The sequence below is a fragment of the Bacteroidales bacterium genome (genome assembly GCA_041671145.1).
Lineage (GTDB): Bacteria > Bacteroidota > Bacteroidia > Bacteroidales > JAHJDW01 > JAQUPB01.
The window spans coordinates 101,392-120,812 of sequence record JBAZBZ010000002.1 but is presented as its reverse complement, the minus strand read 5'-3'; the positions used below and the strand labels follow the sequence as shown (position 1 = coordinate 120,812).

Here is a 19,421-nt window from a genome sequence, read left to right as displayed (position 1 = left end):
TCCTTGTTATTTTAATAAGTCAGCAACGTAAGGTAATAAAGCCAGATGTCGTGCGCGTTTTACTGCCTGTGCGACTTTTCTCTGATACTTTAAAGATGTTCCTGTTAATCTTTTTGGTAATATTTTACCTTGTTCATTAATAAATCTCAATAAGAAATCGGCGTCTTTGTAATCAATATATCTGATTTTATTTTTCTTGAAGCGACAGTATTTTTTCTTTTTAACATCGACTGCAAGCGGTGCAAGATATCTTATTTCGGGTTGATGATTTATTGCCATAATATTTATTTTTTAGAAAGTTTTACTTATCCGAATCTGTTTTTTCATCACGTTTTTTATTTTTTTCGGTACGCTTCTTTTCGTTGTACTTCACAGCGTATTTGTCGAGCTTAACTGTAAGAAATTTTAAAATTCTTTCATCTCGTTTATAGGTTACTTCGAGTTCTGAAATAAGTTCACCCGGTGCCTTAAATTCGATAAGATGATAAAATCCGGTTGATTTTTTCTGAACAGGATAAGCAAATTTGCGTAATCCCCAGTTTGCTTCGTGCACAACCTCCGCCTTTTTTTCGGTAAGAAAATTTCTAAACTTGCTTACCGCTTCCTTCATCTGGTCATCAGATAAAACGGGAGTCATAATGAAAACGGTTTCGTATTGATTCATTTTTTTTGTTTTATTTTTTAATAATTTTTGTCTTTCTTAATAATTCAAATATTAAAAAGGAGTGCAAAGTTAAAAAAAATATTTTAACATACAATAACTAAATGAAAGTAATATAAAAAATATGTAATTTTTTAACATATTCCTCGTATAGCTAAAGAAGAGTATCATAGTTATGAACACTTCATCGTATAAAAACCTTAGTTTAGGATTAAGAAAGTGCCAACTTTATTTAAAATCGTCCCGATTTCATTCTTTTTTTCTTATAGCCATCAATCCTACGAAAGTAAGAAACCCGTTCATTATCAGAAGTTCAAAATCGAAAACATAACCGAATAATATTTCTTTTGAATATAAACTTATGAAATAACAAGCCGCAGGTGAGAGAATAGCAACAAGCCAGACGCGATTATCGTAAATTTTAAATTTTGTAAAAAGTCCGAATGCAAATAAGCCAAGCAAAGGTCCGTAAGTATAGCCGGCGACCTTGAAAATGGAGTTAACCACGGCATCATTATTTACCACTCTGAAAATCATTATTACAACTAGCAGTAATGCCGCAAAGCTGAAATGCACAATGTATCTGATTTTCTTTTTTTGCTGTTCCGAAAGATTTTCTTTTTCCTTTAATCCGAGAAAGTCAACGCAAAAAGAAGTTGTAAGAGATGTTAATGCGCCATCGGCACTTGGATATGCTGCGGAAATCAAGCCAAGCATAAATATCAAACCTGCTGCGGGACTTAAATACTTGAAAGCAATAACAGGGAATAAGTCATCGGACTTTGCAGGCATTGCAATTCCTTTTGTGTTTGCGTAGATGTATAAAACCGCACCAAGAAAGAGAAACATTGCATTAACAAATAAAAGTACAAAGCTGAAAGTGAACATATTTTTTTGAGCTTCTTTAAGATTACGGCAACTTAAATTTTTCTGCATCATCTCCTGGTCGAGCCCTGTCATAACAATGGCAATAAACATTCCGCCAAAAAACTTTTTCAGAAAATACCGGCTGTCGTGCCAATCGGTGAAAACAATTTGAGAATATTTGCTGTGCCTTACCGAATCAAAGATTTCGGAAAAGCTAAAATTCAGTTCTCTTGTAATAAAAATGATTGATAGTATAACACCGAGAAGCATGAATGTTGTTTGAAGCGTATCTGTCCAGACGATAGTTTTTATCCCGCCCTCGAATGTGTATAAAATTATAAGCAGAATGAAAACCGCAACTGCAAGTCCGAAGGGAATTCCCCATTGGTCGAACACAAAAACCTGAAGTACGTTTATAACAAGATACATTCTAAAAGATGCACCAATTGTGCGTGACAGCAAAAAGAAAAATGCACCGGTTTTATACGACCAGAATCCGAAACGCTGATTGAGATATGTATATATTGATGTGAGATTTAATTTGTAGTACATTGGCATCAATACTGTTGCTATGGTGAAATATCCGAATAAATAACCGAACACAACGAGCATGTATGAAAACTGTGTTCCTCCGACAGAGCCGGGCACCGACATGAAAGTAACGCCGGAAAGTGAAGCGCCAATCATACCATACGCCACAACATACCAAGGCGATTGCTTATTGCCGATAAAATAAGTGTCGTTATTCGCCTTGCGGGCAGTGAGCCATGTTATGAAAAATAAAAGGGCAGAGTAAATAAGGAATATAGAAAAAATAAAAAAAGGGCTCATATATTGTTTTGTTTGTGCAAAAATAGTAAAATAGTAGTGATGAAATTTAGGATTTAGGATTTGAGATTTAGGATTTAAAAATATCTATATTTTGAACACTTGGATAATCGAACGTTCGAACAAACGAAAAATCGAATAGATTCAAGATTTTTAAAAAAAAGTTTTGTACAAAAATAATAAAAGCAGTAAATTGCAAGTTTAAAAAAATAGTTTTCAGTTTAAAGTTTAAAAAATATTGACAGATTGCAATTATCATAAATATCAAATAATGATTTTTTACTAATGTCTATTGACCAATGACTGAAAGAAAGAACTCTAAACTGAAAATTGAAAACTATAAACTATTCTTGATAGGCTTTATGGGTTGCGGAAAAACAACCTTTGGCAAAAAACTTGCAAATAAGCTAAAACTCGAATTTATCGATTTAGATGATATTATCGAAAGCACTTACGGGAAATCAATTGCAATGATATTTGAAAGCGAAGGTGAAGGTGCATTCAGAAAAAAAGAAAGTCATGTACTTAATAAAATTATTCTTAAAAAAAAATTTGTTGTTGCCACAGGCGGCGGCACTCCTTGTTTCTACGACAATATGGAAATAATGAAAAAAGCAGGCAAGGTTATTTATCTTAAAATGTCGCCGAAAAGCTTAGCTGCTCGGCTGTACAAAGGGAAGGATAAACGTCCGCTAATAAAAGATTGTAACGATAAAGATTTAGTTGACTTTATTTCCGAAAAATTAAGAACACGAGAAAGGCATTATGAACAGGCAGATATAATCGTAAAGGGAGAAAGTATAAAAACCGATGAAGTGATTAAGATGATAAAAAAGTAAAACAGAGGCTGTCTTAAAAGATGAAAATATTTATTTTACCGCAGAGTTGCTAAGTCGCAAAGGTTTAAAATAAATATTTTATCTTTGCGTCTTATCGCTTATAAATAATACTTTTGAGACATCTATTGAGTTGTAGGTTTTATACATTAAGAACGAGCCGTATTAATTCTTAACTAATTTTCTTGCTTCTACACCCTTTTCATTTACAATCCTGAAAAAATAAATTCCTTTAGGCAGATTGCGAATGTCAAGTTCAGTTTTACTTTGTGTAAGCTGACGGTTTATTAATTTTTCTCCGTTGAGATTATAAACGGTTAAAATATTTTCCCTGATATTTTGTGGTGTTTCAATTATTACTTTATCACTTGCAGGATTTGGGTACATGCTCACTTCATTTTTTATAAACGACAATTCATCAACACTATATTTGAAATCTTTTAAAAGCCGTTTCCAAACTCCTGCTCCGCCGGTGCCTGCATAAATGTATGTGCTGTCAAAAGTGAAGCTTCGTATATCAAGATTTGTAAGACCTATATTAACTTGCACCCATTTATCACCATAATTAAAAGTTACAAATACTCCACCTTTAGTGCCTGCAAATATTTTATCGCTATCAACAGCAATTGTATTTATATTGGCATCGGACAAGCCAGTATTTTTGGGTATCCACGACGTTCCATTGTTTGTGGAAACATAAATTCCCAAACTCACTGTTCCTTCCATTATATGATTGTTGTTTTTCACTACCGAACTTACCAGATGGTTTGTTTTCTGCACCCAGTTGGTTCCGTTATTTGTTGAGACATACAATCCGTCATCAATGGTTCCGGCAAAAACGTTCAGAGTGTCGGCAAACATAGAACTCACAAGCAAACTTGAAAGACCCGAATTTTTTAGTGTCCAATTATTGCAAGTATCTGATGATAAATAAACACCGTTATAAGTGCCCGCAAAAACATTTGTATTTTTCAAAGCTATGGCACCGACTCTTTCATTAACCTGCATGCCGTTATTTTTCTGAACCCATGTTTTTCCGCTATCTGCAGAAAGATATAATCCGTTGCTTGCTGTTCCGGCATAAATAAAAGTGCTGTCAATGGCAAGAGCCATAACTTCGCTCATGTCTTTTTCCAAACGCGTCCATTTACTGCCTTTATTTTTTGAAACATAAACCGCACCCATGCTAGTTCCCGCATAAATGCAGGAATCCCTTATCGCAAGGACATTGACATTACTGTTGTTCAAACCTTTATTTTTTTCAGTCCAGTTATCACCATTATCAGTTGATAAATAAATACCATCGCCGCTTGTTCCGGCAAAAACATTCAGAGTATCGGCAGTGATGCAATTCACATTGGAGCCAGGCAGCCCGGTATTTTTCTGAACCCATGTGTTTCCTTTATTTGAAGAAAAGAAAATTCCGCCGTTAGCTGCCGAAACAAAAACCAAAGTATCTTTTAAAGCAATATAATTTATGCTTGTATTTGTAAGTCCGTTGACTTTCTGCACCCAGTTGTTACCATTGTTGGTAGTAAGATAAACGCCACTGCCGACTGTAGCTGCATAAATTGTTGTGCTGTCGTTTGCAAGATGATTAACAATTGTATTTGTAAGTCCGTTAACTTTCTGCACCCAGTTTTTTGCAGTATCAGTTGATATATAAACTCCGTCATTCCATGTTCCCACAAAAATATTTGTACCTTTAATAATGATAGTTTTTACTGCAGAATCGGCAAGACCTTTGTTTTTTCTCACCCATAATTTTCCGGTATCAAGAGACATGTAAACACCTTTTTCGGTGGCAATAAACATGAATGAATCTTTGATTGCTATTGCATTTACAATTGTCAATGCGGGCAGTCCGTTGCTTCGCGATGTCCATATTTTACAGGTATCGTGAGAATAAAATAATCCTCCTCCGTAAGTTCCTGCAAAAATATTAGTATCGTTAACGGCAACAACATTAACATTTGTATTCGATAATCCGTTGTTTTTTAAAACCCAGTTTACGCCATTATCGGTGGAAACATAAACACCATTACCATGTGCTCCGGCAAAAATAAATGTGTCCTGAATGACAATGCTTGAAATATCACCGCCAAATATTCCGTTTGTTTGTATCCATTGCGATTCTGCTTTATAAAAGCATAAAACGGATAAAAAAAGTACGATAGTAAATGTTTTTCTCATATTAATCCTCCTTGATTTATTAAGGTTTTTTGTTTAAATTTTTTATAAATATATTATTTTTTTCTTAACCATGAAATTAAAAAAAATATTTATTGTGATGTAAGTTTCTTTCCCAGCTCTTCAAAGTCAATGCCGTCGAAATTCCCCGAGCTCATGAGTAAAAATATTTTGTTTTCTTTGTCAGAATTCACTAATGTTTCACCAAGTTTCACCGAGTCATTAAAAACAAGTAAATTATTTTTATTAAATGATTTTTTAATATCGTCAGAAGTGAGTGCAGGCAGTTTCTTGTGTTCTATTGTATGGGGATTGAAATAAACTATTGCCTCATCAGCTTTGTTCATACTTCCATCATATCCTGAAAGAAAATTTGAGCTCAGACTGCTAAAGGTATGAAGCTCCATACAAGCAACAATTATTTTGTCCGGAAATTGTTCTTTCACTGCATCAATAGTGGCTTTGAGTTTTGAAGGTGAATGAGCAAAATCTTTATAAACAATTGTTTTGTCATTGCTGCAAACAAGTTCCAATCGTTTTGCAGCACCTTTAAATAACTGCATTGCTTCGTAAAAGCTCATGTCATCTATTCCGAGTTGGTTGCAAATCACCCTCGCACCGTTTAGATTTTGTAAATTATGTTTGCCGAAAATTTTCAACGGAATTTCTTTTCGTTTGCGTATAATATATGTAATTCCATTTTTTATAACATATTCAGGTATGCCATACGAAAATTTATTTATCGGCTTTTCAATTTCATCAACCAATTTCACAACATTTTCATCAGTTTTACAATATACCAGAGTTCTGCCATCATCAATTTGTTCAATAAAAATCCTGAACTGTTCAATGTAATTTTCAAAAGTTGGAAAAACGTTTATGTGATCCCATGCTATTCCGCTAAGCAAAGCGAGTTGAGGTTTATACAAATGAAACTTAGGACGACGGTCAATTGCGGAAGATAAATATTCATCGCCTTCGAGTATTATGAACGGAGCTTTTTCGGTGAGTTTAACCATCGTGTCAAAACCTTCTAACTGCGAGCCCACCATGTAATCAAAATCAACTTTATGATAATTCAAAACATGCATTATCATTGAAGTTATAGTAGTTTTTCCGTGACTGCCACCTATTACAACGCGCATTTTTTCTTTCGACTGCTCGTAAATATATTCGGGAAAAGAATATATTTTTAAATTTAATTTCTGTGCTTGCAGTAATTCTGGATTATATCCACGCGCATGCATCCCTAAAATAACAACATCAATGTCTTTTGTAATGTTTTCAGGAAACCATCCCCATTTTTTTGGCAACAATCCGTACTTATCAAGATGCGATTTTGCAGGCTCAAAAATTTCGTCATCGGAGCCGGTAACTGAATATCCCTTTTTGTGTAATGCAATTGCCAAATTGTGCATTACACTGCCTCCAGTTGCTATCAAATGAATCCGCATTATATATAAATTCGATTTTTTTGCAAAGTTAATACTTATTCCACAACTTTAATCTGTGAATCTGTGGTATTTTTTATCCAAGAATAAAATCTGTTTAACCACACTGCGCCCATGGCAAAACCAAGGCGGGGCACAACAATCCAGAAAGCAGGCACTCCAATTGCCATAAACAGCAATGTGTCTTCAAGCGTAGAATGAGAAATTCCAATATGATGATTTAATAAATCAGCGTCTTTTTTCATGAGTTTACCCTGCGATACTTCTTCTATCATTATTGCTCCACCATATACCAAACCTATCACATTTGCAATAATCCATAGAAAAGCTGTTTTCTGGGGTAACCCCATCACTTTTAAAAAAGGAGATATGATTTTCGATATGAATTCAAATAAATTAAATTCATCAAGTATTTTCTGAATGAGCATTAAAAGATTTACGAGAACAATAATTTTTACAGAAAGAATTATAGTGTTTGTAATCCATGATTTCATGACACCTGCAAAATCGAGCATTTTCGCAATCTGCTGATGCTGATTTATTTTTTGTGCAAGTTCCGCAGGCAAAGCCCAGTTCAGAAATATGGCAGCAAGAATACTTGTGGTAATTCTCAAAGCCACCATTTTAAAAGCAGAAGAGCCGGTTTTTGTCTGAATGATTGTTTCGGCAATAAGATTGTGTGCAATCAAACACATCAACGCAAGAATGGTAGCTTCCCTGACGTTGAATTCTAAACTCACAATAACTGCAATTGCAGAATAAATATTCAGTAGAATGCTTGTAATAAATACCAATCCCGATTTTCCGGGAAGCCCTATTAATTTAAAAGCAGGATATAAATATCCGGCAACCCATTCAATTACTCCGAAAAAATTAAGTATTGTAACCAGTAGCGAAATAGGAATAGTTATTTTTAAAAACCAGAACGCAGATTTAAAAGCAGGTCTCCATGCGCTTTTCAGACACTTTAGAATCCTTGCGGAAATTTTTTTTTCATTGTGCTCATTGCTGCATATAGTTTTCATCAATTGTCTTAAATCATTCTGTATATAAATTAATTTTCATATTTTTTGCTTTATGGTCAAATTATAATTAATCATTTCTGAATTTTGCATCAAGCATTTCGAGAACGGAAGAAACAACCGAAACAATTATGCTGAACCAGAATGCCTGCCCGAAACTGCCAACATAAAAACCATTTACGAGTTTGCTTGTAATTATTATCATAAAAGCATTTATAAAAAGTAGAAAAATCCCGAAAGTGAAAAATGTAATGGGAATAGTAAAAAATATCAATATCGGTTTAAGAAAATTGTTCAGTACCGACAATACTATTGCAACGAGAATAGCTGTGGTAAACTTATCAATTGAAACACCCGGCAGAACCCATGCTGCAAAAAAAACAGCAAGCGTTGTAATTATTATTTTTGAAATTATTCTCATTGTTTTTAAGTATATTTTATTTTTAAAGAATTTGAAGTACGATGTACGAAGTAAGATGTTATGAAATAAACTTCGATATTCGACATTCAGTGTTCGATGTTCGATATTTTTTTTATATTTTAAAAGGTTAATAATGAATGTTTTTTGCGATATTATGAAGCACTACTGCTAATTTCTTTGTCAATTCCAATCTCGAATATTTTTCAATTCCCTTGTTTTCTGATACAAGTTTATTTTCTTTATATTTATTGTAAAATTCCATTATATTTTTTTTCAGAATCTCTACATCATTAAAATCCGAAATCAATCCCGAATTTGTTTCCTTTAATATTTCTGCTGCATCGCCTTCTGTTGTGCCAATGCATAATATAGGGCGTTTTGCAGAGAGGTATTCAAAAAATTTTCCGGTGAGAATACTTTTCGCATTAGGTGTGTCATTTATCAGAAGCAGTAAAACCTGCGACTCCTGTTGAAATTTTATAACTTCCGAATGAGGCATATAATCTATTCTTTTGATAAATTCCGTAAGATTAAATTCCTCTATTGATTGTTTTACAAAATAATCAACCTTGCCGACAAGCTTTATTTCAAGTGCATCTGCAAACTCCTGATTTTGGATTAACTCTTTCAATGCTTTCCAGAGAGCAACAGGATTGCGTGTTTTGACGAGTGTGCCGATATGCGCGATGCTGAACTTTTTATCAAGTTCAATATTACCAATTGCCACATCATCGGTGTCATAACCGTTTGTTATAACTTCATATTTCCGGTTAAAAATATTTTTAAAATCTCCGGCAATTGTTTTACCAATAGTAATAATAGAAGTAGCATTTTTTAAAACTTCAAGTTCAAGTTTATGATGTTTTTTATCAGCACGTCCTGTTAACTTCAGGTCTTTGTAAAAATCAATATTTGTCCACGGGTCGCGGAAGTCGGCGAGCCATGGGATATTTAATTTTTTCTGCAATTGCAAAGCTATAAGATGCATGCTGTGGGGAGGACCTGTAGAAATAATTGCATCAACCGGATTTTGCTTTAAGGACGTTGAAAGAAATTTAACTGAAGGTTTTATCCAGAACTTACGTGCATCAGGAATAAAAAAATTACCGCGAATCCAGACAGATATTTGCTCGGTAAACTTTGGCTTTTTCGTTTCCGACAGGAATGCCGAATTTATTTTCTGAGTTTTTTTTTGTCCGATAATTTTTTTATAAATATGATACGGCTCCCATATAGGTAGCTTTAATACTGTGATGTTTTCTGGAATATCTTTCAGCAATGAATTATCCTCTTCGGGAACTTCAGGATTTTCGGGAGTGTAAATTACCGGCTCCCATCCGAAATCACGCAAGTATTTTGTGAACTTCAGCCAACGCTGAACGCCAGCTCCACCAGCCGGAGGCCAATAATATGTTATTATTAAAACTTTTTTCAAAAAAGTCCGCTTATTTTTTTATTTAAAAAAGTAAATATAAATATTTTTTCTTTCTGCTTAATTTTTTTCATTCGGAATCTTATATCGCCGCCAGAAATTATATTTTGTTAGTGAAGTGTATGTTATTAGTTTATTAAAATATTTATACCGCAAAAGAAAATGCAAAACATAATATGTTAATGCAAAAGAAAATACGGTAACAAGCATCCCTGCCACAGATATTATATTTTCACTTAACCTTTGTGAAAAATAAAAGTAATTTTTTATTATCATTAATGTTTGCTTTGCTACAAAAGGATTTATTATCAAACTTATAATAAATATCAAAGGTATGACAAAACTATGCGGTGTTTCAATTGCTCTTTGCGGACAGTAATTCATGCAGTGCATACAGCTTTCGCAGGTCAACTTCCAGTATGGTCTGTCGTCAACATATTTTATTGATTTCGTTGGGCACGATTCAATACAAACTCCGCATTTATTGCATTTATAGGAAGCAATAAATGTTTTTGCCAATACAAAACGCCCTACAAAATAATACCCAAGTGCAATAGGAACAACAAGCAAATCGAAAGGAAGATATATAAAGGAATCTATATATGTTCTTTTACCGTTTAAAATATTTTCGGTGAACACTTTTATTTTTTCTTTCCACTTCAAATACATCGAATTCACAACTTTTTCCATTAATCCGGGATGCACGGAAATCCAGTTTGAAGGTAAGTCAACAGGCAGCATAGACACAACTTTATATCCCTTAAAAATTAAAACCAATGCAGGTAAAAATTGTGTAATACCGCTCAATCCTGGTAGAAATAATTTGCCGAGTTTTGTTCCTGCTCTTGTATTTATAATAAACACATCGGAATTACGATATAATTTGAATCTGAAAATTAATTTAATGAAAGAGTGGGGTAAGTTAAAACCATGTGTTGCGGAACAAAATCCGATTAATGTTTTACCTGTAAGCTTGGGCTTCGGCTCATTTATGAATTGCTGATATGAAAATAAAAAAACGTTCAGTCCTTTTTCTTTGGCAATACCGGCAATCCATTCCGAAACTCTTTTTGAATTTCCAGTTCCCGAGTAATAAACAATGAATATATTTTTATAAATGCTCATTAAAATTTATGTCCGGGTTTTTAAGATGTCTATATTTTTACTTATTATAATATTTCAATTTCTTTCCCAAGAACTGTGCTGATTCGGCGAGCATTTCCTCAATTCTTAAAAGTTGATTGTATTTGCAAATCCTGTCGGTGCGTGAAGCGGAGCCGGTTTTAATTTGTCCTGTTCTTAAAGCAACGGATAAATCGGCAATTGTTGTATCTTCGGTTTCTCCCGAACGGTGACTTATTACACTTGTATAGCCGTTTTGTGTTGCAAGTTGAACTGCATTTATCGTTTCCGTTAAAGTTCCTATCTGGTTTACCTTTATTAATATTGAATTTGCAATATCATTGTCAATACCTTTTTGCAAACGTTCGGTATTAGTAACAAACAAATCATCACCAACAAGCTGAATTTTTTCGCCGAGGGTTTTTGTTAAAAGTTTCCACCCGTCCCAGTCATCTTCAGCCAGTCCGTCTTCGATGGAAATTATAGGATATTTATTCACCCATCCTTTCCAGAGGTTAACCATGTCAGAAGAGCTTAGTTTATCGCCCGATGATTTTTTTAAATGATAAACTTTTTCTTCTGGTATATAAAATTCGGAGGCAGCCGGGTCAAGAGCAATGCAAATGTCAACACCTGGTTTGTAACCTGCCGCTTCGATTGCTTTCAGAATTACTTTTATGGCTTCTTCGTTATTCGGTAAGTCGGGAGCAAAACCGCCTTCATCGCCAACGTTTGTTGAAAGTCCTTTCTTTTTTAATACATTTTTTAAGTTATGAAAAACCTCAGCACCCATTCTTAATGCCTCGCTGAAACTAACAGCACCTGCAGGCATAATCATAAATTCCTGAAAATCTATTCCGTTGTCGGCGTGTGAACCGCCATTCATAATATTCATCATCGGAACAGGCAGCAGATTTGCGTTAACACCACCGATATATTTGAACAATGGCAAACCTGTAACCTGTGCGGCAGCATTAGCAGCAGCAAGTGAAACACCAAGCATTGCATTTGCTCCGAGTTTTGATTTGTTGGGAGTTCCATCAATCTCAATCATCCTGTCATCAATACCGTTCTGGTCGGTAACATAAAATCCTTTCAATTCTTCGTTTAAAACTTTATTGACATTCTGAACGGCTTTCAAAACGCCTTTTCCCATATAACATTTTTTATCATTATCTCTTAATTCAACCGCTTCGTGTGAACCCGTGGATGCACCTGATGGTACAGCTGCTCTGCCTAAAATGCCACCATCGGTAACAATGTCAACTTCAATTGTCGGATTTCCTCTTGAATCAAGAATCTGACGTGCTGAAATATTTACAATAGAACTCATATAATTTTTTTTAGATTAATAAATAAATTTTGTTTTCAAAAGTGGAGTAAAAATAAATAAAAAAATTGATAATTCGTTATTTGGTTTTTTATTTGATAATTTTTCAACAAATACTTTTTTGTTTTAAATAAAATAAAATACTTTTGTATCGAAATTTAATTATTTAATAATCATAAAAAATCAATAATTATGGCATACATAATAACAGAAGATTGTACAGCTTGCGGAACATGTATAGCTGAATGTCCCGTTGAAGCTATTTCAGAAGGTGATATTTATAAAATAGACCCTGATAAATGCACAGATTGCGGTGCTTGCGCTGATTGTTGTCCTGTTGAAGCTATTAAACCAGGAGAATAAAAAAGTAAATCTGTTATAAAAGCTGTCAATTAAAGCCGACAGCTTTTTTACTACTAATTTTCTTACGACTTTTAAAAATTTCATCATTTATTAATAAAGATGAAATTGTCATCAATCATATCAATTTGTATGGTTGAATTTTTATGAACCGAACCATCAAGTATTTTTTTAGAAAGTTCGTTAAGTATTTTTCTCTGAATAACACGTTTTACAGGTCTTGCTCCATATAGTTGGTCCCATCCGAGTTCTGCCAGTCGTTCTATTGCATATTTGGTAATGCTTATTTTTATCTGATTTTCAGCAAGCATTTTGCTTATTTGTTCAATTTGCATTTCTACGATTTTTCTGATTTCTTCTTTTTTCAAAGGTGAAAACATTATTATATCGTCAATTCTGTTGAGAAATTCGGGACGTATTGTTTTTCGAAGCACATTAAAAATCTCATCTCTTGTTTTTGTTAAAATTTTATTTTCATTATCTTCATTCATTGCCTCAAAATTTTCCTGAATTATGTTTGAACCGACATTTGAGGTCATGATGATTATGGTATTTTTGAAATTTGCAGTTCTGCCTTTATTGTCGGTCAATCTGCCTTCGTCAAGAACCTGCAGTAAGATATTAAAAACATCAGGATGTGCTTTTTCGATTTCGTCGAGAAGCAGGACTGAATAGGGTTTCCTGCGTATTGCTTCGGTGAGTTGTCCGCCTTCATCATAACCGATATATCCCGGAGGAGCTCCAATCAATCGCGAAACAGTGTGTCGTTCCTGATATTCCGACATATCAATTCGTATCAGCGAATTTTCATCATTGAACAGAAACTCTGCTAATGCCTTTGCCAATTCGGTTTTCCCAACACCTGTAGTTCCGAGAAAAATAAATGAGCCAATTGGTTTTTTTGCATCGTTAAGTCCGGCACGGTTTCTGCGTATTGCATCTGAAATAATTCTTATTGCATTATTTTGCCCAACAACTCTTTTATGGAGTTCTTCTTCAAGATGAAGAAGTTTTTCCCTTTCGCTTTGTAACATTCTGGTAACAGGAATTCCTGTCCAGCGTGATACAACTTCTGCTATATCTTCGGCATCAACTTCTTCTTTTATCATAACTGAATGAGATTGCATTTCTGATAAGATTTTCATAAACTCATCGAGCTTTTTTTCGGTTTCTTTAATTTTCCCGTATCTGATTTCGGCTACTTTGCCGTATTCGCCGCTGCGTTCAGCTTGCTCTGCATCGAATTTATATTTTTCAATATCTGCTTTTGTCTGTTGGATGTTTTCAACAATTTCTTTTTCTGCTCTCCATTTAGCGTTCAATGCATTTCGTTCCTCAATAAGATTTGCTATTTGCTTGTTAAGTTCTTCGAGTTTTTTCTTATCATTTTCTCTTTTAATTGCTTCTCGCTCAATTTCGAGCTGACGGATTTTTCTTTCTGCTTCATCAAGTTCTTCGGGAACGGAATTTATTTCGAGCCGCAGCTTTGATGCTGCTTCATCCATTAAGTCAATCGCCTTGTCGGGTAAAAACCTGTCGGAAATATAACGGTTTGACAAGTCAACAGCAGCAATAATTGCTTCATCTTTAATTCTCACTTTGTGATGATTTTCATATCGCTCTTTTAACCCACGGAGAATTGAAACAGCATCGGTAACTGATGGTTCGTCAACCAAAACTTTCTGAAACCTGCGTTCAAGTGCTTTATCTTTTTCGAAATATTTCTGATATTCATTTAAAGTTGTAGCACCTATTGCCCTAAGCTCGCCCCTTGCCAATGCGGGCTTGAGAATATTTGCAGCATCCATTGCACCCTCACCGCTTCCACCGGCACCGACCAAAGTATGAATTTCATCAATAAATAAAATTATTTCACCATCCGAAGAAATTACCTCTTTAACAACGGCTTTGAGGCGTTCTTCAAATTCGCCTTTATATTTTGCTCCTGCAATAAGAGCACCCATGTCGAGAGAGAATATTTGTTTTGTTTTTAAGTTTTCGGGAATATCACCTTTTACAATTCTGTGAGCAATACCTTCGGCAATTGCAGTTTTTCCTACGCCTGGGTCGCCTATGAGAATAGGATTATTTTTTGTTCTGCGATTTAGTATTTGTAAAATTCTTCTTATTTCATCATCTCTGCCAATCACAGGGTCGAGCTTACCTGTCCGCGCCATCTCATTCAGATTATTTGCATATTTGTTAAGAGCATTCAGGGTGTCTTCGGCATTTTGCGATTTTACAGAAGAGCCCTTTCGCAAATCGGTAATTGCAGCTTTCAAATCTTTTTCATTAATTCCATTATCTTTTAATAGCTGAGAAATGTTGTCATGTACGGAAAGTAATCCTAAAAGCAAATGTTCAATTGATACAAAATCATCCTTAAAATCTTTAAGATATGAAACAGCTTTTTGCAAAGCATGATTGGCATCTGCCGACAAGTACTGCTGTCCGCCCGCTGCCTTCGGATACGAGTTTATAATTTTATCAATATTTGTTTCAAATAAAGAAATATTAATATTCAGTTTTTTTAAAAGATAAGGAGCAACATTCTCATCAACGACAAGAATGGCTTTTATAATATGTCCTGTTTCTATTGACTGATGCTGATTTCCAAAAGCAATTTCCTGTGCTTTTTGAATTGCTTCCTGCGATTTTATTGTATAATTATCCAAGTTCATAATATTTAAAATAGTTTAAAGTTTAATGTTTTATCTCTGACAACCAGCAGCTAACAATTAATATTTTAAATCGTATTTTTTTCAATCTTTTAATCGTAATTCACACACCTTACCTCATACCTTATTATTTCTTTTTATATATCATTGATTTTACTTTCACGAAATTTGCTTTAAAAATATATTAGTTCGATAAACATCATCAAAACTTTTGCCATTAAAAAGAATTGAGTTTAAACGGCAAACTTGGCACTTAAAATAAAAATATTTAGGACTTTTTGGCATATTTTTATTTTCTTGCAAGCTATAAACAGCCACATTGTTTAATAAATATCTGTTTATTAATATGTTAGTGATTAATTAGTGCCTGTTCTTAAAATCGAGAGTTTGGTTCAGAATGTTAGAGTTCGAGGCTTTCGAAGTTTTAAAAATCAGGAGTTTACTGTAGTAAATGACTGGTTTTTAAAACGAGAATAACGAAGAAATCGGACATTATGGACAAACTCTAATTAGTGCCTGTCCATACGAGCAATTTATCAATAAAACAATTTTAATTCACAAAAAGTAAAATCTTTAACCGTTTGTATTATAATAATAAAAGGCAATAAAAAACTATTGGAATTTATGGTAATTTGTACTATCAATTAAAAATGTCCTGTATAAGAATAAAATAAGTAGTAAAAAATTTGCATAAAAAAAATTTTTTTTGTTTTTTTGCGTATAAATGAATATTTATAATAAAAAGTCAGTCAAATAATTAAGAGTGTTTTAGGTTTTTTTGATAGAACATATCGTAAATATTTAAGATATAAATCGAATTGGGTGAGATTTAAATTGGTTATTTGTACTGAAACCAAATAAAAAAAATATTTCTTTTGATTTATTGTAAAAAGCAGATAAAATGTTAAGTATTGATTTTGAAAAAGACCAACTGGCAAACTTAGAGTATTCGCTGAATAGAGAACTAATAAGGTCAAACAGGTCGGGTTCATTTGCCTGTACAACTATTATCGGTTGTAATACACGAAAATATCATGGCTTGTTGATTTGTCCGCAACAGATGGTTGACGGTGGTAATCATGTATTACTTTCTTCACTTGATGAAACAATAATTCAGAAAGAAGCTGAATTTAATCTTGCCATACATAAATTTCCTGGCACATATCATCCTAAAGGTCATAAGTATATACGCTCACTTACAAATGATTCAATTCCTAAACTTACATACAGAGTTGGAAATGTGCTTTTATCAAAAGAATTTTTATTTGTTCATAATGACGATAAGTTACTCATCAGATATACATTAGAAGAAGCTCAATCACCTATAAAAATAAAATTTAAACCATTGCTTGCATTCAGAAATGTTCATTCGCTTACAAAGGCAAATGTGAATGTAGATAAAAAATTTGAAGAAATCGAGAACGGTATAAAGTTGCGGATGTATCTCGGATATTCTTATTTACACATGCAGTTTTCAAAAAAAGCCGAATTTGTTCCTTCCCCCGACTGGTATTACAATGTGGAATATATGGAAGAAAGAGAAAGGGGCTACGATTATCAGGAAGATTTATATATTCCGGGATATTTTGAATTGTCAATGAAAAAAGGTGAAAGCGTTGTGTTTTCTGCGGGCTTGTCAAAAGCTGTGCCTTCAAAGTTAAGTGCAATATTTAAAAATGATGAAAGCAAAAGAATTCCCAGAAATAGTTTTGAAAATTGTTTGCTTAATTCATCGGAACAGTTCATAGTAAAAAGAGATAAAAAAACTGAAATTATTGCGGGTTACCCATGGTTCGGAAGCTGGGGAAGAGATACTTTTATTTCCTTACCCGGTTTAACTCTTGCTACTGGAAAACCTAAAGTTTGCAAAGCAGTTATTGATTCCATGATTTCCGATTTAAAAGGTCCGCTGTTTCCTAACATCGGAGGCAGTCAGGAAGTTCCTTATAATTCCGTTGACGCTCCGCTTTGGTTTTTCTGGGCGTTACAACAATATGCCGAGTATACCGATACTAAAAATAAGATTTGGGATGAATACGGTAAAAAAATGTTGCAGATTCTTAACGGATACAGGTTCGGAACTGATTTTAATATTAAAATGGACAACAACTGGCTTATTTTTGCAGGTGATAATGGATATGCTTTAACATGGATGGACGCAATTGTCGCAGGAAAGCCCGTTACACCGCGTGTGGGTTATTGCGTTGAAATAAATGCGCTATGGTATAATGCTATAATGTTTTCTCTTGAAGTTGCAAAGCTTGCAAAAAACAAAACTTTTATAAAAGAATGGAAACATTTACCAGGATTAATTATAGATTCGTTCAAAGAAACTTTCTGGAGTAAAGAAAAAGGTTATCTCGCCGACTATGTGTGTGGCGATTTTAAGGACTGGGCGGTTAGACCTAATCAAGTTATTGCCACTTCAATGCCCTATTCTGTGGTAAGTGAACAAATAAGAAAATTAGTTTTAGATATAACAAAAAGTGAGTTGCTTACACCAAGAGGATTAAGAACATTATCGCCGCGTGATGCAAATTATAAAGGAACATATTGTGGAAATCCGGAAGCAAGAGATTCGGCTTATCATCAGGGAACTGTTTGGCCATGGCTTATTGGGCATTTTGCCGAAGGATATTTGAAAATAAATGGCAAAAGCGGACTGGCAGTTGTTAAAAGAATATATGATGGTTTTAAGGATACAATAACTGAATATGGTGTTGGCAGTATTGCGGAAATTTATGACGGAGACCCTCCTCATAAAGCCGGCGGCGCAATTTCTCAGGCATGGAGTGTAGCAGAAGTCCTGAGGATAGGTAAATTAATCGAGAAGTATTCAAAATAATAAAATATAAATTTGTAATACAAGGAAAACATGAAAGTATTAATGTTTGGATGGGAATTTCCGCCTCATATCACAGGAGGTCTTGGTACCGCGTGTTTGGGGATTACAAAAGGGTTATTAAAAAATGGAGTGGAAGTGATTTTTGTTGTTCCTAAAGCTTACGGCGATGAAACAAACGACATTAGGATTGTTAACGCAAGCGATATTATTATTGATATAAAAGAAGAAATATTTAAAGATTACTGGAAAAAACTTACTTATATAGAAATCGGTTCATGCTTGATTCCTTATTTATCCGAAGAAGAATTTGAAAAAGCAAATACACAATCGGTTTTTGACCACAATGATTATTATTCCTCAATATTTTCATCTTCTTTTAAATTCACCGGAAAATATTCAAAAGACCTGATGCTCGAAGTAGCACGCTATGCTCTTATTGCAGCCAAAGTTGCTTCGGAAAGTGAGTTTGATGTAATTCATGCTCACGACTGGCTGACTTATCCTGCCGGTGTTACAGCAAAACAGGTTTCGGGAAAACCATTGGTAATTCATGTTCATGCTACTGAATTCGACAGGTCGGGCGAAAATATAAACCAAAACGTTTACGATATTGAAAGAATGGGAATGCATGCAGCAGATAAAATTATTGCTGTTAGCAACTATACTCGCCAGATTATAATTGACCGGTACGGAATTGCTCCCGAAAAAGTAGTTGCTGTTTATAATGCTGTTGACCGTGTTGATTGCGATTTTTCGAAATATAAAAAAGCTGTTAAAGAAAAAATTGTTACATTTCTGGGAAGAGTTACTTTTCAAAAAGGTCCCGATTATTTTGTTGAAGCAGCAAATAAGGTCTTACAAAGTGATAAAAATATAAGATTTGTAATGGCTGGAAGCGGCGATATGCTTAACCGCATGATTAAACGTGTTGCTCAACTCGGCATTTCCGATAAATTTCATTTTGCAGGGTTTCTTGCAGGTGATGATGTTGACCGAATGTTTGCAATGAGCGATGCTTATGTTATGCCTTCCGTATCGGAGCCGTTCGGTATTTCACCGCTTGAGGCAATGCGTTCAAATGTTCCTGTGATAATTTCAAAACAATCGGGAGTGGCAGAATTACTTAAGCATGCAATAAAAATTGACTTTTGGGATATAGATGCCATTGCCGATGCAATTTATGGATTGCTCCATTACGATGCTCTACCGAGAATGTTCATCGCTTATGGGAAAAGTGAAGTTGATAACCTAAAATGGGAAAATGCAGGAAGTAAAGTTAGAGAAGTATATGAAGCTATTTGTTGAAAATTTACGATTTTAGATTGAAAGATTAAAAAAATAAAAGATTGAAAAAATATGAAGTATGATAAAAAAGCGA

General features: G+C 34.1%; 15 protein-coding genes. 4 read left to right on the top strand and 11 right to left on the bottom strand.

What is annotated here, in order from left to right; all coding sequences use genetic code 11:
* Positions 1-6 precede the first annotated feature (6 nt).
* The 3 genes from rpsR to WC223_01190 all read right to left on the bottom strand — a co-directional run bounded on the left by rpsR (position 7) and on the right by WC223_01190 (position 2,359).
* Positions 7-279 carry a 30S ribosomal protein S18 gene (rpsR, locus tag WC223_01200; protein MFA6922845.1) on the bottom strand — a complete coding sequence of 91 codons (273 nt, stop codon included), beginning with the start codon at positions 277-279 and terminating at the stop codon, positions 7-9.
* 22 nt (positions 280-301) lie between these two features.
* Positions 302-664 carry a 30S ribosomal protein S6 gene (gene rpsF / locus WC223_01195; protein ID MFA6922844.1) on the bottom strand — a complete coding sequence of 121 codons (363 nt, stop codon included), beginning with the start codon at positions 662-664 and terminating at the stop codon, positions 302-304.
* 246 nt (positions 665-910) lie between these two features.
* Positions 911-2,359 (bottom strand): sodium:solute symporter, encoded by a 1,449-nt coding sequence (locus tag WC223_01190; GenBank protein MFA6922843.1) that lies wholly within the window; start codon positions 2,357-2,359, stop codon positions 911-913.
* Positions 2,360-2,655: 296 nt separating this feature from the next.
* Here WC223_01190 and WC223_01185 point away from each other — a divergent pair, with 296 nt between their 5' ends.
* Positions 2,656-3,195: a shikimate kinase gene (locus WC223_01185; GenBank protein MFA6922842.1), complete on the top strand. Its 540-nt coding sequence runs from the start codon at positions 2,656-2,658 to the stop codon at positions 3,193-3,195.
* 162 nt (positions 3,196-3,357) lie between these two features.
* On the opposite strand, the gene WC223_01180 is transcribed toward WC223_01185, so the two are convergent.
* From WC223_01180 to eno, 7 genes are all read right to left on the bottom strand, one after another.
* Positions 3,358-5,385: a T9SS type A sorting domain-containing protein gene (locus WC223_01180; GenBank protein ID MFA6922841.1), complete on the bottom strand. Its 2,028-nt coding sequence runs from the start codon at positions 5,383-5,385 to the stop codon at positions 3,358-3,360.
* An 89-nt stretch (positions 5,386-5,474) separates the two neighbouring features.
* On the bottom strand, positions 5,475-6,836 hold the full coding sequence (locus tag WC223_01175) for a Mur ligase family protein (protein MFA6922840.1): 1,362 nt from the start codon (positions 6,834-6,836) through the stop codon (positions 5,475-5,477).
* A gap of 35 nt (positions 6,837-6,871) precedes the next feature.
* Positions 6,872-7,858, bottom strand: a complete 987-nt coding sequence (locus WC223_01170) for a nucleoside recognition protein (GenBank protein ID MFA6922839.1) — start codon at positions 7,856-7,858, stop codon at positions 6,872-6,874.
* Between the two features lie 67 nt (positions 7,859-7,925).
* A complete protein-coding gene (locus WC223_01165) occupies positions 7,926-8,276 on the bottom strand; it encodes a phage holin family protein (GenBank protein ID MFA6922838.1) in 351 nt (116 codons plus the stop codon).
* Between the two features lie 127 nt (positions 8,277-8,403).
* A complete protein-coding gene (locus WC223_01160) occupies positions 8,404-9,711 on the bottom strand; it encodes a glycosyltransferase family 4 protein (protein MFA6922837.1) in 1,308 nt (435 codons plus the stop codon).
* A gap of 57 nt (positions 9,712-9,768) precedes the next feature.
* Complete coding sequence (locus WC223_01155; GenBank protein ID MFA6922836.1) at positions 9,769-10,833, bottom strand: EFR1 family ferrodoxin; 1,065 nt, start codon at positions 10,831-10,833, stop codon at positions 9,769-9,771.
* Positions 10,834-10,870: 37 nt separating this feature from the next.
* The gene (gene eno / locus WC223_01150) at positions 10,871-12,163 is read right to left on the bottom strand and encodes a phosphopyruvate hydratase (GenBank protein ID MFA6922835.1); all 1,293 of its coding nucleotides are present in this window, start codon (positions 12,161-12,163) and stop codon (positions 10,871-10,873) included.
* 189 nt (positions 12,164-12,352) lie between these two features.
* Between eno and WC223_01145 the strand changes: the two genes are divergently transcribed.
* Entirely contained in the window at positions 12,353-12,523 is a 171-nt protein-coding gene (locus WC223_01145; protein MFA6922834.1) for a 4Fe-4S binding protein, read from the top strand.
* A gap of 83 nt (positions 12,524-12,606) precedes the next feature.
* On the opposite strand, the gene clpB is transcribed toward WC223_01145, so the two are convergent.
* A complete protein-coding gene (gene clpB / locus WC223_01140) occupies positions 12,607-15,201 on the bottom strand; it encodes an ATP-dependent chaperone ClpB (GenBank protein ID MFA6922833.1) in 2,595 nt (864 codons plus the stop codon).
* Positions 15,202-16,099: 898 nt separating this feature from the next.
* Between clpB and WC223_01135 the strand changes: the two genes are divergently transcribed.
* Positions 16,100-18,043, top strand: coding sequence for an amylo-alpha-1,6-glucosidase (locus WC223_01135; GenBank protein MFA6922832.1), 1,944 nt, complete (start codon positions 16,100-16,102; stop codon positions 18,041-18,043).
* 30 nt (positions 18,044-18,073) lie between these two features.
* The gene (locus WC223_01130; protein ID MFA6922831.1) at positions 18,074-19,348 is read left to right on the top strand and encodes a glycosyltransferase family 4 protein; all 1,275 of its coding nucleotides are present in this window, start codon (positions 18,074-18,076) and stop codon (positions 19,346-19,348) included.
* Positions 19,349-19,421: the final 73 nt, after the last annotated feature.